General features: G+C 58.9%; 10 protein-coding genes and 3 pseudogenes. 9 read left to right on the top strand and 4 right to left on the bottom strand.

The features are described from left to right. Positions 1-10 precede the first annotated feature (10 nt). The 5 genes and pseudogenes from QZW03_RS10525 to QZW03_RS10505 all read left to right on the top strand — a co-directional run. On the top strand, positions 11-1,363 hold the full coding sequence (locus tag QZW03_RS10525) for an NAD(P)-dependent oxidoreductase (protein ID WP_296509953.1): 1,353 nt from the start codon (positions 11-13) through the stop codon (positions 1,361-1,363). Between the two features lie 49 nt (positions 1,364-1,412). Then, entirely contained in the window at positions 1,413-2,720 is a 1,308-nt protein-coding gene (preA, locus tag QZW03_RS10520; protein WP_296509952.1) for an NAD-dependent dihydropyrimidine dehydrogenase subunit PreA, read from the top strand. A gap of 89 nt (positions 2,721-2,809) precedes the next feature. After that, positions 2,810-4,252, top strand: coding sequence for a dihydropyrimidinase (gene hydA, locus QZW03_RS10515; RefSeq protein WP_296509951.1), 1,443 nt, complete (start codon positions 2,810-2,812; stop codon positions 4,250-4,252). 10 nt (positions 4,253-4,262) lie between these two features. Next, positions 4,263-5,534 carry a Zn-dependent hydrolase gene (locus QZW03_RS10510; RefSeq protein ID WP_296509950.1) on the top strand — a complete coding sequence of 424 codons (1,272 nt, stop codon included), beginning with the start codon at positions 4,263-4,265 and terminating at the stop codon, positions 5,532-5,534. Positions 5,535-5,641: 107 nt separating this feature from the next. Further along, positions 5,642-6,526: pseudogene (locus QZW03_RS10505) on the top strand (IS5/IS1182 family transposase); the annotation flags it as partial. Between the two features lie 75 nt (positions 6,527-6,601). Here the strand turns inward: QZW03_RS10505 and QZW03_RS10500 are convergent. The 3 genes and pseudogenes from QZW03_RS10500 to QZW03_RS10490 all read right to left on the bottom strand — a co-directional run. Then, positions 6,602-6,739 (bottom strand): annotated as a pseudogene (locus QZW03_RS10500) (IS5/IS1182 family transposase); the annotation flags it as partial. 107 nt (positions 6,740-6,846) lie between these two features. Then, positions 6,847-8,289, bottom strand: coding sequence for a phosphomannomutase (locus tag QZW03_RS10495; RefSeq protein WP_296509949.1), 1,443 nt, complete (start codon positions 8,287-8,289; stop codon positions 6,847-6,849). Between the two features lie 15 nt (positions 8,290-8,304). Then, a pseudogene (locus QZW03_RS10490) lies at positions 8,305-9,085 on the bottom strand (GDP-mannose 4,6-dehydratase). Positions 9,086-9,478: 393 nt separating this feature from the next. On the opposite strand from QZW03_RS10490, the gene QZW03_RS10485 reads away from it, so the two are divergent. From QZW03_RS10485 to QZW03_RS10475, 3 genes are all read left to right on the top strand, one after another. Then, positions 9,479-10,573: a WecB/TagA/CpsF family glycosyltransferase gene (locus tag QZW03_RS10485; RefSeq protein WP_296509948.1), complete on the top strand. Its 1,095-nt coding sequence runs from the start codon at positions 9,479-9,481 to the stop codon at positions 10,571-10,573. 148 nt (positions 10,574-10,721) lie between these two features. Then, positions 10,722-11,309: a hypothetical protein gene (locus QZW03_RS10480; RefSeq protein WP_296509947.1), complete on the top strand. Its 588-nt coding sequence runs from the start codon at positions 10,722-10,724 to the stop codon at positions 11,307-11,309. Positions 11,310-11,361: 52 nt separating this feature from the next. Continuing rightward, positions 11,362-11,913, top strand: a complete 552-nt coding sequence (locus tag QZW03_RS10475) for an OmpA family protein (RefSeq protein WP_296509946.1) — start codon at positions 11,362-11,364, stop codon at positions 11,911-11,913. A 48-nt stretch (positions 11,914-11,961) separates the two neighbouring features. Here QZW03_RS10475 and QZW03_RS10470 read toward each other — a convergent pair whose 3' ends face one another. Continuing rightward, positions 11,962-12,531, bottom strand: coding sequence for a hypothetical protein (locus QZW03_RS10470; protein WP_296509945.1), 570 nt, complete (start codon positions 12,529-12,531; stop codon positions 11,962-11,964). Between the two features lie 171 nt (positions 12,532-12,702). On the opposite strand from QZW03_RS10470, the gene QZW03_RS10465 reads away from it, so the two are divergent. Continuing rightward, entirely contained in the window at positions 12,703-13,668 is a 966-nt protein-coding gene (locus QZW03_RS10465) for a DUF6492 family protein (RefSeq protein ID WP_296509944.1), read from the top strand. Positions 13,669-13,736: the final 68 nt, after the last annotated feature.

The following is a 13,736-nucleotide window of genomic DNA, read 5'->3' as shown; positions in this document are numbered from 1 at the left end:
AGTTGCCAGCGTGTCCACCCCCTCTTCTTCTACTGCCGACGTTCGTGCAGGCCGCCTCGCCACCGAGGAATACGCCCAACGCTTTGCCGACGCCACCCCGCGCTTTACCGCGTCGCAAGCTTTGCTGGAAGCCGAACGCTGCTTGTATTGCTTTGACGCCCCTTGCGCTACCGCCTGCCCCACCAGCATTGATGTACCGTCTTTCATCAAGCGCATTGCTGATGGCAACCTGCGCGGCTCCGCCCAGACCATTCTGGACAGCAACCCCTTGGGCGGCATGTGCGCCCGCGTGTGCCCCACCGAAAACTTGTGCGAAGCCGTCTGCGTGCGCAACACGCAAGAGGACCGGCCCGTGGCCATCGGCCGACTGCAGCGCCACGCGGTGGACGCACTCATGGAGAGCGCCAAACCCCAGGTCTTTACCCGCGCGCCCGCCACCGGCAAAAAGGTAGCGGTGGTGGGCGCAGGGCCTGCAGGCTTGGCCTGTGCCTACACCCTGGCCCGCCAAGGCCACGACGTGGAAGTGTTTGACGCCAAGCCCAAAGCGGGCGGCTTGAACGAATACGGCCTGGCCAGCTACAAAACCCCGGACGACTTTGCCCAGCGCGAAATCGCCTGGCTGCTGGAGATCGGCGGCATCACCATCACCCCGAACTGGAAGCTCGAAACCGTGGCGCAACTCGAAGCCTTACGCAAAGACTACGCAGCCGTGTTCCTCGGCATGGGCCTGTTCACCACGCAGCAACTGGGCGTGCCCGGCGACAGCCTCGGCGGTGTGCAAGACGCGGTGGACTTCATCGCCACCCTGCGCCAGACCAAAGACCTCTCTACCCTGCCGGTAGGCCGCCGCGTGGTGGTGATCGGTGGCGGCATGACGGCAGTAGACGCTGCCGTGCAAAGCAAGCTGCTGGGTGCCAAGGTGGTGCACATGGTGTACCGCCGGGGCGTGGACAGCATGGGGGCCTCCAAAGCGGAGCAGGAGTGGGCTCAAACCAATGGCGTGGTGCTCCACAACTGGCTCGCGCCGGTCGAGATCCTCGGCACGGACGGCCATGCCAGCGCAGTGCGCTTTGCCGAGCAGGCCTTGGTGGACGGCAAGCTCACCCCCACTGGCCGCGAGATCACCTGGGAGGCCGACACGGTGCTCAAGGCCATCGGCCAGAAGCTGGGCAACCCGGTGCTGGCCGAGGCCGGCCTGACCCTGAAGGACGGCCGCATCGCCACCGATGCAGCCGGCACCACCAACCTGAAGGGCGTGTGGGCCGGCGGCGACTGCCGTGCCGGCGGGCTGGACCTGACGGTGGAAGCTGTGGAGCACGGCAAACAAGCCGCCCACGCCATTCACGCTTTCATGTCCGCTTGAGGGGCCTGCGCGCTCTTCCACCTGAACCCACGCATTCCGGAGAAACACCATGGCCAATTTAGAAACCACCTTTGCCGGCGTCAAAAGCCCCAACCCCTTCTGGCTCGCCTCTGCACCGCCTACCGACAAGGCCTACAACGTCAACCGCGCCTTCGAAGCCGGCTGGGGCGGCGTGGTCTGGAAGACATTGGGAGAAGCCGGCCCTCCGGTCGTCAACGTCAATGGCCCGCGCTACGGCGCGTTGCTATCCGCTGACCGCCGCTTGAACGGCTTTAACAACATCGAACTGATCACCGACCGCGACCTGGAACTCAACCTGCGCGAAATCACCGAAGTGAAGCGCAACTGGGCCGACCGCGCCATGGTGGTGTCGCTCATGGTGCCCTGCCAGGAAGAAAGCTGGAAAGCCATCTTGCCCCGCGTGGAAGACACCGGTGCCGACGCCATTGAGCTCAACTTCGGCTGCCCGCACGGCATGAGCGAACGCGGCATGGGTGCCGCCGTGGGCCAGGTGCCTGAGTACATTCAGATGGTGACCGAGTGGTGCAAGCAGTACAGCAAGCTGCCCGTCATCGTGAAGCTCACCCCCAACATCACCGACATCCGCAACCCCGCCCGCGCGGCCAAGCGCGGTGGTGCCGACGCTGTGAGCCTGATCAACACAATCAACTCCATCATGGGTGTGGACCCCTACACCCTGACCATGTCGCCTAGCACCGGCGGCAAGGGCAGCCACGGCGGCTACTGCGGCCCGGCCGTGAAGCCGATTGCGCTGAACATGGTGGCCGAGATTGCGCGTGACCCCGAGACTGCGGGCCTGCCGATTTCCGGCATTGGCGGCATCGGCACCTGGCGGGACGCGCTGGACTTTATCGCCCTGGGCTCCGGCACGGTGCAGGTGTGCACTGCGGCCATGGTGTACGGCTTCAAGATCGTGCAGGAGATGGAAAGCGGTCTCTCGAACTACATGGACGAAATGGGCTTCAAGAGCGTGGGCGAGATCGTGGGCAAAGCCGTGCCTACCGTGAGCGACTGGCGCTACCTGAACCTGAACCATGTGAGCAAGGCCGTCATCAACCAGGACAGCTGTATCCAATGCGGCCGTTGCCACATTGCCTGCGAAGACACCAGCCACCAGGCCATCACCTTCGAGAAAGATGGCAAGCGCCACTTCGAGGTGAAGGAAGACGAATGCGTGGGCTGCAACCTGTGCGTGACCGTGTGCCCGGTGCCCGACACCATCAGCCTGCGCGATGTGCCGGTGGGTGAGATGGACCTGCGCACCGGCAAGCCGGTGAGTGGCGTGCACGCCGACTGGACCACGCACCCCAACAACCCCATGCGGGTAGGTGCCTGAACGGACTTGATAGAGCGCCATTTAGGCATCAAAATGGCCTCCAGCCCTCGTACTTATTGCGCAAGCAGCTATCGTTTTAGGAGCATTTCATGAACACCCTATTCATCCGCGGCGGCACTGTCGTCAACGCAGACCGTGAATTTAAGGCCGACGTCATCACCCAAGACGGCAAGATTGTGGCCGTGGGCGAGAATCTGACCGCCCCCGCAGGCGCCACGGTGGTGGACGCGGGTGGCCAGTATGTGATGCCCGGCGGCATTGACCCGCACACCCACATGCAGCTGCCATTCATGGGCACGGTCACCATGGACGACTTCTTCACCGGCACGGCAGCCGGTCTGGCGGGCGGCAACACCACCATCATCGACTTTGTGATTCCCGACCCGCAAGAAAACATTCTGGACGCCTACAAGAAGTGGCGCGGCTGGGCTGAGAAGTCGGCGTCGGACTACTCTTTCCACGTAGCCATCACATGGTGGAGCGAGCAGGTGCGCAAAGACATGGGCACGCTGGTCAACGAGGAAGGCGTGAACAGCTTCAAGCACTTCATGGCCTACAAAAACGCCATCATGTGCGACGACGAAACGCTGGTGAACAGCTTCAAGCGCTCCCTGGAGCTGGGCGCCATGCCCACCGTGCACGCCGAGAACGGCGAGCTGGTTTACCTGCTGCAGAAAACTGTGTCCGAGATGGGCATCAAAGGCCCGGAAGGCCACCCGCTCTCCCGCCCACCCATGGTGGAGGCCGAAGCCGCCAACCGCGCGATTGCGATTGCCGACGTGCTGAACGTGCCCATCTACGTGGTGCACGTGAGCTGTGTGGAAGCGGCCGAGGCCATTGCCCGTGCCCGTGCCCGCGGCCAGCGCGTGTATGGCGAGGTGTTGGCCGGCCACCTGGTGCTGGACGACAGCGTTTACCGCCACCCCGACTTTGCCACTGCCGCAGCCCACGTCATGAGTCCGCCCTTCCGACCCAAGGGCAATAGCGAATTCCTCTGGCGCGGCCTGCAAAGCGGCAACCTGCACACCACCGCCACCGACCACTGCACCTTCTGCGCGGCGCAAAAGGCAGCCGGCAAAGACGACTTCACCAAGATCCCCAACGGCTGCGGCGGCGTGGAAGAGCGCCTTGCTGTCATCTGGGACGAAGGCGTGAACACCGGGCGCCTGACGCCCAGCGAGTTTGTGGCGGTCACTTCCGCCAACACGGCCAAGCTGTTCAACATCTACCCACAAAAGGGCAGCGTGAGCGTGGGCGCAGACGCCGACTTGGTGGTGTGGGACCCGGCGGGCACCAAGACCTTGTCGGTCAAGACCCAGTTCAGCAAGGGCGACTTCAATATCTTTGAAGGCCGCCAGGTCAAGGGGATCCCCAGCCACACCGTGAGCCGGGGTGAACTGGTCTATGTGCAGGGCGACTTGCGCGCCGTGCAGGGCAAGGGCCGCTATATCAAGCGCGCGCCGTTCAGCTCCAACTTTGCGGCCAGCAAACTGCGCGCCGATACCCTGGCCCCCACCGCCGTCAAACGCTAAAGGAAGCACCATGACCACCGACACCCACATCGACACCGTGCTCGACTTATCGCGCATCCGCATCAACGGCAAGCGCCTCTGGGCCTCGCTGATGGAGCTGGCACAGATCGGCGCCACGCCCAAAGGCGGTGTGTGCCGCCTAACGCTGACCGACCTCGATAAACAGGGCCGCGACTTGGTCATTGGCTGGGCCAAAGAGGCAGGTATGACCGTCACCATCGACAAGATCGGCAACGGCTTCATGCGCCGCGCGGGTCGCAACAACAGCCTGCCACCCATCATGACCGGCAGCCACATCGACACCCAACCCACGGGCGGCAAGTTCGATGGCAACTACGGCGTGCTGGCGGGCATCGAGGTGGTGCGCACCCTGAATGACTTGGGCATTGAGACCGAAGCGCCGATTGAAGTGGCCTTCTGGACCAACGAAGAAGGCTCGCGCTTTGTGCCGGTGATGATGGGCTCGGGCGTGTTCGCCAAGGCCTTCACGCTGGAGCACGCCTATGCCGCCACCGACCTTGAGGGCAAAACCGTCAAGGGGGAACTGGAGCGCATCGGCTACATCGGCGACCAGGAGCCCGGCGACCACCCGATTGGCGCGTATTTCGAGACGCACATCGAACAAGGCCCTGTGCTGGAAGACAACGACGTGACCATTGGCGTGGTCAGCGGCGTGCTGGGCATCCGCTGGTTTGACTGCACCGTGACCGGCATGGAAGCCCACGCCGGCCCCACCCCCATGGCCCTGCGCAAAGACGCCATGTTGGCCGCCACCCGCATCATGCAAGACGTGGTGGCCGCCGCCCACCGCCACCCGCCGCATGGCCGAGGCACGGTGGGCATGGTGCAGGTGTTCCCCAACAGCCGCAACGTGATTCCCGGCCGCGTGAAGTTCAGCATTGATTTGCGCAACAGCACCGACGCCCTGGTGGACCAGATGGCCGACGAGGTGAAAGCCTTTGCCGCCAGCGTCGCCAAAGAGCACGGCGTGGACGTGAAGATTGAAATGGTGTCCAGCTACAACGCGATTGCCTTTCACGACGACTGCGTAGAAGCCGTAGGCCGCGCCGCAAAAAACCTGGGCTACAGCCACATGCCCGCCGTGTCAGGCGCCGGCCACGACGCGGTCTACATGGCCAAGCTGGCGCCTAGCGGCATGATCTTCATTCCCTGCAAAGACGGCATCAGCCACAACGAGATAGAAGACGCGAAACCGGAGCACATCACCGCAGGGTGCAATGTGTTGTTGCATGCGATGTTGGAGAGGGCTCGGGTTGTTTGATTGGACTACGGGTTAAAAATATGATGCTTACCGGACTCTAGGAGTCCGGGGGGCAGAAACTAGGGTTGTCCCTAGCAACGCAATGTGAGCTGGAACCTTAACTGGGAATGAACAGCAGTTACGTTCTTCATGAGCCGTACCAAGAGTATCTTTTGCCCTGCGCTTTGCAGGAATGGTTGGCGCAAGGGCACTTGACGTACTTTATGAGTGACACGGTGGACAGTCTAGGCCTGAGCGCCCTTCATACGCGTTATGCAGGTTGCTTATCACGCAACCAGTCGTTTCACCCGGTCATGATGGACGAGGTACAGGTGTATGCAGCTCACGCAAGATTGAAGCTGCGTGAAGATGTGGCCTTTCGGGTTCTTGCGGCGGACAACTTTCCAGCGCACCACACGATCCGGGACTCTCGGGCGTTGCACCTTAAGAAGTTCACGGATCTGTTTTTCCAAGTGGTCCGATCGGCGCGCAAGATGGGTCTGGTCAAGCGGGGCACCATTGCTGTGGATGGCACCAAGATCAAAGCCAACGCCAGCCGCCACAAGGCCATGAGCTATGCACGCATGCAAACCGCCGAGGTTGAACTCAAAGCACAAATCGCGGCGTTGGTGAAGAAGGCCAGCAACTCCGATGAATCAGAGAAGAACGAGCCCGATCTTGACATTCCTGTAGAGATTGAGCGCAGGCAAGCGTGCCTAGCGGCCATTGCGGCTACCAAGGCACGACTGGAGGAGCGCCAGCGCCAAAGCGACGCGCAGCGCGGCTGTAAACCTGAGGACCAGCGCGAACCCAAGGACAAAGATGGCTACCCCAAGGGTGGCAAGCCCTACCAACGTGACTTCGGTGTCCCCGCACCCAAGGGACAGGACAGCTTTACGGACCCCGAAGCGCGAATCATGAGGCGCGCCGGTGATGGCTTTGACTACAGCTATAACCCGCAGACCGCGGTTGATGAAACCGCTCCCAGCATCGTGGCCGCTGAAGTCGTCAACATCCAAGGCTTACTTTCAGGCAAACGCGGAACACTAAACCGCGAGCACGATTGGTGCCCCCCAGTTTCTAAGAACTTATCTGTAAACAATATTTTGCCCTGACTTAATCTTGCTAAACATCATGATGGCTGCTGCCAAGTAGTTGAGTGCGAGGAAACTGCGGCTGAGCTTCTCGTAGCGCGGCAGTAACTTGCGAAATCTGTTGAACCAGCTTGCCGTAAGCGAATTTGATAGGCCGCAATGTCTTCTAAACTACCTACAGTCTTACGACACCGCGCAAAGTCGGCTCAGTTCCAATCAGGTCGAAGTACGCCTACACCTCAGACTTCTGCAGCCACTCGCACCAAACACGCGTCGCACAAGCGCTTGGCCCGCTCGGCTGACTCGGCTTCGGCATAGCAGCGCAGCTCGGGCGCATTGCCGCTGGGACGCAGATGCACGATGTCGCCATTGGCAAAGTTTACGCGCAGACCGTCGGTCTGGTTTGTGCCGATCACCGCACCGGAATCGGGTGCCAAAGTTTGCGCCAATAAAACCGCATTACCCTGCAGCTGCAGCAATAGTGCACGGCTCTTTTCAGTCGCATAGCCCTGCAATCGGTCACTAGCAGTAAAGCGTTTGGGCAAATTGGCGCTCAGGGCAGAGAGCTTGCAGCCGCGCTGGCGAGCTAGCACTAGCAGCGCCAGCATGGGCAAGACAGCATCGCGGGTGGGCAGAGCCTGCAAGCTGCGATCGCCCTGTATCACATCGCTGCCCAGCAAGAAGCCGCCATTAGCTTCATAACCTACCACTGGGCCGGTCTGCTTTAAGCGCTGCGCCAGCGCTTCCTCCATGCCAGCAATCACAAAAGGCGAGCCGATGCGTGTTCGCAGAACCTGTGCAAAAACGCCGCACAGCTCCGCCGCGGTATTGCTACTAACCGGCGTCACAACCACCCGTGCTTGTAAGGCCTGGGCACACAGGATCCCCACCATGTCACCACGCAGCCATTCGCCGTACTCGTCGCCAATCAGCGGTCGGTCGGCATCGCCATCGGTGGAAAGCAGTGCGTCAAAACGGTGCTCCCCCGCCCACTGGCGGGCTTGGGCCACGTCTTCGGGGCGCACTGCCTCGGTATCTATGGGCACAAAGTTTTCGGTGCGACCCAGACTGACCACCTGGGCACCTAAGGCCTGCAAAATGGTGCGCAATACGTCGCGCCCGACGCTGGAATGCTCGTATACCGCCACACGCGCACCGTCAAGGGCGCCAGCACCAAAATAATCCAGGTAACGCTGTACGTAAACTGTGCTGGCAAGGGTATCCGGCGCTGGCAGCACGGCGTTCACTAATAGGTCGGGCACCTCCACCTGCGCGGCCAGCATGGCCTTCTCATCACTCTTGGAGATCTCGCCATTGGCGCGGTAAAACTTGATTCCGTTGCGGTCAAACGGAATGTGGCTGCCTGTCACCACGATGGCCGGTGCGCCCAACTGCGCCGCATAAAACGCCACCGCTGGCGTGGGCAGTGCCCCCACATAGATGCACTTGCGTCCGCTGGCCGCAATGGCGGCTGCGCAAGCGGCTGCAATGCGCGGGCTGCTGGGGCGCAGGTCGTGGCCAAGTACCACTTGGGTGCCATCTGAGGCGACGCTTTGCAAAAAAGCCTCCGTATAGGCCCAACACAAGCCGTCGCTCATGTCAGCTACCAAACCACGGGCACCGCTGGTGCCAAACGCCACGCCCGATTGCTGCACAAAGTTATTTAGAGTGTTTAAGTACATGGTTACCTTAAAAAACTAACCGCCATATCCCCGCGGATTACCACTTTTCCAGCGCAAGGAAGCTGCAAACATTCTATGCAGGTCCCGCGTGCCCTGCCAACCCAGAGCAACTCCTAGGCCTGTGTGGGCTCGGCGTAGCAAGCGGCTTTATCGCCGAGGCGGCGCAGCTTCACTTGGCAGGTGATGGGCTTATCGCTAGCGGCCTTAAAGTCCTTTACCATGTCCAGCCCGCTGAAGCCCACGCCCTTGCCTAGGTTGATGGCCGCGCACTGGCCCAATACCGATCGGCCCAGTATTTACAGGGCACGCAAATGGCCCAGGGCCAAATCACCCACGTGGATGTAATCGCGCACACTGGTACCGTCAGGCGTGGTTTAGTCATTGCCCCACACATTCAAAAACGCGCGCCGACCCACCGCCACCTGTGCCGTAATGGGCGGCAGGTTGTTGGGCACACCCTGCGGGTCTCTTTATACGGTGGCCGAACTGCTGAACATCAGCGTATTTACACCGCAAGCGTTCATGAACTCGAGCAGGCGCAGGGTGCCAATCGCATTGTTATCGTAGTAGGAGAGCTGTGCTCCACCGACTCGTCCACTGCCTTGAGCCCGGCAAAGTGGATCACCACCTCGGCACCACTCTCGCGCAGGGCGCTTGTGAGAGCTGCGCCATCACGAACATCGGCGACAACACGTGCAACCGGCTTGCCAGTTAGGCGCTCCTAGCGGTGAAGGGACTCGGGCTTGCTGTTGCAGAAGTTGTCCAGCTCGGTCACGCTATGGCCCGCGCCCAACAGCTCAACGCAGGTATGGCTGCCCCTTTATCCGACTCCGCCGGTAACGAGGATATTCATTTGGGGGGCGGTTTACTTGAATGGGTGCAAAGTGGTTTCATGTCGTAAGCTCAAACTCCAAACACGGCGCCTGGGATGCGACTCGGCCCAGCTATCAACGATATCTTTACGCTGCAGCAGCATCCGCCCGTGACACGCATTGGCTAGAGGTTTGAATCTTTAATAGCGGATTAGCAGGCGCGCAAGGGCACCGAAGGGCATCACCGCACGGGCTGCAGCATAAACTTTCCCGATGTGCTGGGAAGTCACAATCCTGCAACACACTCTGAATCAAAGTCCGTTTTAATCTATGCTGTTTACGGAAATCTTCGCGTGGCAACCTACGAGCGAATCGTTATGACTGACTTTTTCAGAAATGTCCACTGTGTCATGGGACTCCCAATTGACGCGATGTCCATGGAAGAGGCCGTTCGTCTTTTGCAGAAGGCCCGCGTCAACCGGTCTAAGTGCTTCTTCTCAACACCCAACCTGAATTTCGTGATCGCAAGCCAGAAGCAGGCCGAATTCCGAGAATCGGTATGCATGAGCAACCTCAGCCTAGCGGACGGCATGCCCTTGGTATGGGTTGCGAAATTGCTTCATATCCCCATACGCGAGCGCGTCAGCGGCTCCGACCTGTTCGATAGCCTGCGCCATCAGACGGAAAGCCTGTGGCGGGTCTTCTTTTTTGGCGGACCCATGGGCGTTGGCCAGGCAGCCTGCCTTGCGATTGGCGACCAGTCGGTCGGCGTGCTGCCCACTGGTTATATTTATCCGGGCTTCGTCAACACTGACGAAATGTCCCGCGAGGATCTGGTGCAATGCATTAACCAGAGTGAACCTGACATGGTGGTAGTGTCGCTCGGTGCGGCCAAGGGACAGGACTGGATTTGCCGCAATCACCAGCACATCGAGGCGCCGGTCATTGGGCATTTGGGCGCCGTCATCAACTTTGTCGCCGGCAATATTCAGCGCGCACCGCAGTGGATGCAGCACGCCGGCCTTGAGTGGGTTTGGCGCGCCAAGGAAGAGAGCGCACTGGTACGGCGTTACCTAAATGATGGCCTGTCATTTCTGCGCCTGCTGGCCACACGCGTGCTGCCGTTGGCCTGGCACCAAGTAACCCATAAACCCACACCTGACGATGTGCGCGCAGCTTGTGCCGATTTGCAGCAGCAGGACGGAATTCAGTTGGTCCATCTGCGCGGCGCTTGGAATAGCAGCAACCTTGCCCCCGTACGCGAGATTTTCACCCGCGTAGAACAGGGCCATGGCAACGTCTTACTGAATATGGCCGAGGTGCACAGCATTGACAGCGGCTTTCTGGGCCTGCTGCTGCTGCTCGAACAAGCACTGTCCGCACGCCAGTTGCACCTGCGTCTCACAAAAACACCCCAGTCGATACGCCGCTATCTGCGACTGTCTTGCGTGCAGCATCTGGTAGTGGAATGAAAGTCTCCAATCAGCAGTCGCCGCGACAGCCTATGGTCGGTGTACACGCGGGAGTTGCGGAGCCAGCACGTGTGCAACGACCATTGACTTGCAAGCGGTCAGACAGCCTTTGTCACATGGGCGAATCGGGAACGGGGGGGAGCGCAGCGTGAACGACGCCTTGCAAGCCCTGTTGACACATTCTGGTGCAGACCTCGCCTGCGACTTCCGCCGGTTGTGGGCCTACCTGCTGGCGGCCCTAGTTTGTGCTTATATAGGCCGTTCGGCCAGAATGGCACAGCGCACCCTGCAAATGATCTGGCTGCAAGTCGGTGGCTTGTATCTCCTGGCAGCGGCCAGCGCCTTGCTTCAAGGTGATGTGTTGTGGCTGCGCTGGGCCCGTGCATTCGCCCGCGCGCATGGGGCCTATGGCGAACGCCGCCTCCTGCAGTTCGCCGTGCTGCTGGCGCTGCTGTTGCTGCTTGCGGCAGGCTGGAGGTGGCTGCAGCAAGTCAATGGACATAGTCTCCCTCAAACCCTGCTGCTAGCGGGCGCCAGTGGAACCCTGGGTGTGCACCTGATGCGCTACGTATCCTTTCATTACACAGACATTGCGTTCAACGCCGTCTGGCTGGACCACAGCCTGGGCAGTTGGATGGAGCTGGCCTCGCTGGGTCTGGTGGCTACTGCCACAGGCTTGGGACTGCTGAGCAACCAGAGCCCTATACAGCCCGCCGCATCTGACCGTGACCATTGACTGTACTCCCTAGACAGTGATTCTTTACCTCAACCCTTCGGAAGCAGCCTGCATGTATGCCCTTCAACCCTTTGTCCTTTTGCCCAGCCTTTTTGCACTGAGCGCCTGCTCTGGGCTGCCCAACCTGTCGGCACCTGATGCAGTTCTTTTTTCACACAGCGATCCCGCTCATGTGGCTGCTCCAGTGCATCGCAATACGTGGTCACCCTCGCAGTGGAATCAAGTTGCCGCCCTCAAAGAACCAAATCAGCCCCCGCAGGTGGCTGCTAGCCGGCAAGAAATGGTCCTTTACTTTGACACCAATGCCGATCAGTTAATGTCTTCAGAATTGGACCGCTTGTCCGCATTTATGAGCCAGGCCAACCCGTTTCCTGGACGCAGGTTTCTGTTGGTCGGCCATACGGACAGTCGCCACACCAGCAATTACAACCAATCCTTATCCGAGCGCAGAGCGGCAACGGTATTTAGGCTACTCCTCGGCTATGGCGTGGACCAGCGCAACATCACAACCCAAGCACGTGGACTGCAAGAGCCCGCCACAAGCAATGAAAGCGAAATGGGTCGAGCCAAGAACCGCAGAGTAACTTTGAGCATCGTCGACTAAAGGGCAATTAGCCGAGGCACGCGCAGCCAGATGCGGGCTGCAAGGCTACTAGCGGCCGGATTGCAGCAAGGCAGCGTCACGCTCCAGGCCGGTCGGAATGCGATTGACAAACATGGCCTCACAAATTCCCAGCAGCATAAACAACCCCCAAACCGCCGCGGAAATACTCCAGACTGTATCGCCTTCAAAAAGTGGTATGTAGCGCAAGTCTTGCCAGACCAGTGTAGCCAATGCAGCCACCAATGCCGGCGCCACAGAATAGGTTAAATTGCGCCCCAAACGATACAAGCGCTGCATCGTCGAAAACTGCCAATGTTTGGCTCCTACACCCAGGGTGAGGTAGTAAATCACCGTGTGAACTGCACCTGAGACCGCCATGGCTATAGCGAAATAAGTCACTCGATAAAGTAGGAAAATTTCTGCCCCCATCCATTCGCCAATTAGGAAAATGCCCAAGGTAAAGACGGTGGCCCGCAGCAAAAACTCAGTGAACAGAACCAGCCAAAGTGGCAAGCCATCCAATTCTGAACGCGTCCCTTGGGCAGAACGATGCAAGTAAACGGCCTGCGGAGGGCCAATTAATGTGGCATATCCGATAATGCGCAAGGAAGGACTCACAATGACTCCAATGGGTGACGACTGGTAGTGGCAGGCTGTGCGTGCATCGTAATTGAATTCCACCTGCCAATCATTCAGGTCACTGGAGAATTTACAGTTTGTCCACAATGTCGAATGGGGCGGAAATAAGATCGCTTAAACATTACTTTAGAGCATACTGGATTGACCACCATGAAGCAAATCAGCGCCATCATGGCGCTCAAAATCAAAGGACGCCACTACCCTCATAACGTCGGTCGCTGCGACATATTGTTTGAATCGTTGCGCCGCTTCATGGATAAAGGCCTAATTTCAGAGTTCATCATCATTGTCCCCCCCGAAGAAGCAGAAGAAATTGCCATCCACGCACGCGCATGGAGTGACTTTCCGATTCGGCTGGTGTCTGAAGATAAATACCTCGAAAAATTTAGAGAATTCAATAAATGGTATGAGGTGCGTCCTTGGCACCGCCAGCAGATCATCAAACTGTTTTGCGCAGAATTAGTCGAGAATGATTTTTTCATCGTATTCGATCCCGACATGTTTGCTACACAAGCGTTCGGCTACGACGACTTGATTATTGATGGCAAGTCTTTAGTCCAAACCGAGCCGAAGCAGGAGCACTCCGATTGGTGGGAAAGTTCGGGAACGATACTAGGAGTTGAGCCCCAAATGTCAACTACCGGGCTTTGTGTAACGCCCGAGATATTGTCAAAAGAAGTTTGCATCACATTAACTAGACGCATTTCTGATAAGTTCAAAAAATCTTGGTATGAGGTCCTGCTTTCCAGCTACACCATTAACTGGACTGAATACACCTTGTACTGGACGCATCTAGAGTCAGAAGCACGCGTCGATGCATTTCATACGCTTACGCCCCGTCCTGATGGTTTGTATTTGCACGCCTCGCAGAATGTCTGGCTTTACGACCAATTTGCGCCATTGGAATTCAAGCTGCTTTTCTCGGATCAAAACCACGGTATCTTTTGCACTATTCAGAGCAATACCGGCGTTACGCCACAAGACATTCTGAAACGCATATCACCATGGTTGCCTGTTCAATTACAAAAGTACAGCATTGAGACTAACAGGGCGGACAAATTGAAGGAGTTTGTTGGCGCCGTGACCCGCCGTGTAATGCAAAAGTTGGGGCTCTGACCATGCAGAATATGCGCCCACGGTTGCTAATGCTCACCATTGAGTTACCGTACCCACCTACCAGTGGC

This window comes from Rhodoferax sp. (genome assembly GCF_013297935.1).
GTDB lineage: Bacteria > Pseudomonadota > Gammaproteobacteria > Burkholderiales > Burkholderiaceae_C > Allorhodoferax.
This window is presented reverse-complemented; position numbering and strand designations above follow the sequence as displayed.

Excerpts from the sequence above, each read along its gene's own strand:
- preA (WP_296509952.1), top strand. The coding sequence starts at position 1,413 with ATGGCCAATTTAGAAACCACCTTTGCCGGCGTCAAAAGCCCCAACCCC.
- hydA (WP_296509951.1), top strand. The coding sequence starts at position 2,810 with ATGAACACCCTATTCATCCGCGGCGGCACTGTCGTCAACGCAGACCGT.
- QZW03_RS10510 (WP_296509950.1), top strand. The coding sequence starts at position 4,263 with ATGACCACCGACACCCACATCGACACCGTGCTCGACTTATCGCGCATC.
- QZW03_RS10495 (WP_296509949.1), bottom strand. The coding sequence starts at position 8,289 with ATGTACTTAAACACTCTAAATAACTTTGTGCAGCAATCGGGCGTGGCG.
- QZW03_RS10485 (WP_296509948.1), top strand. The coding sequence starts at position 9,479 with ATGACTGACTTTTTCAGAAATGTCCACTGTGTCATGGGACTCCCAATT.
- QZW03_RS10475 (WP_296509946.1), top strand. The coding sequence starts at position 11,362 with ATGTATGCCCTTCAACCCTTTGTCCTTTTGCCCAGCCTTTTTGCACTG.
- QZW03_RS10465 (WP_296509944.1), top strand. The coding sequence starts at position 12,703 with ATGAAGCAAATCAGCGCCATCATGGCGCTCAAAATCAAAGGACGCCAC.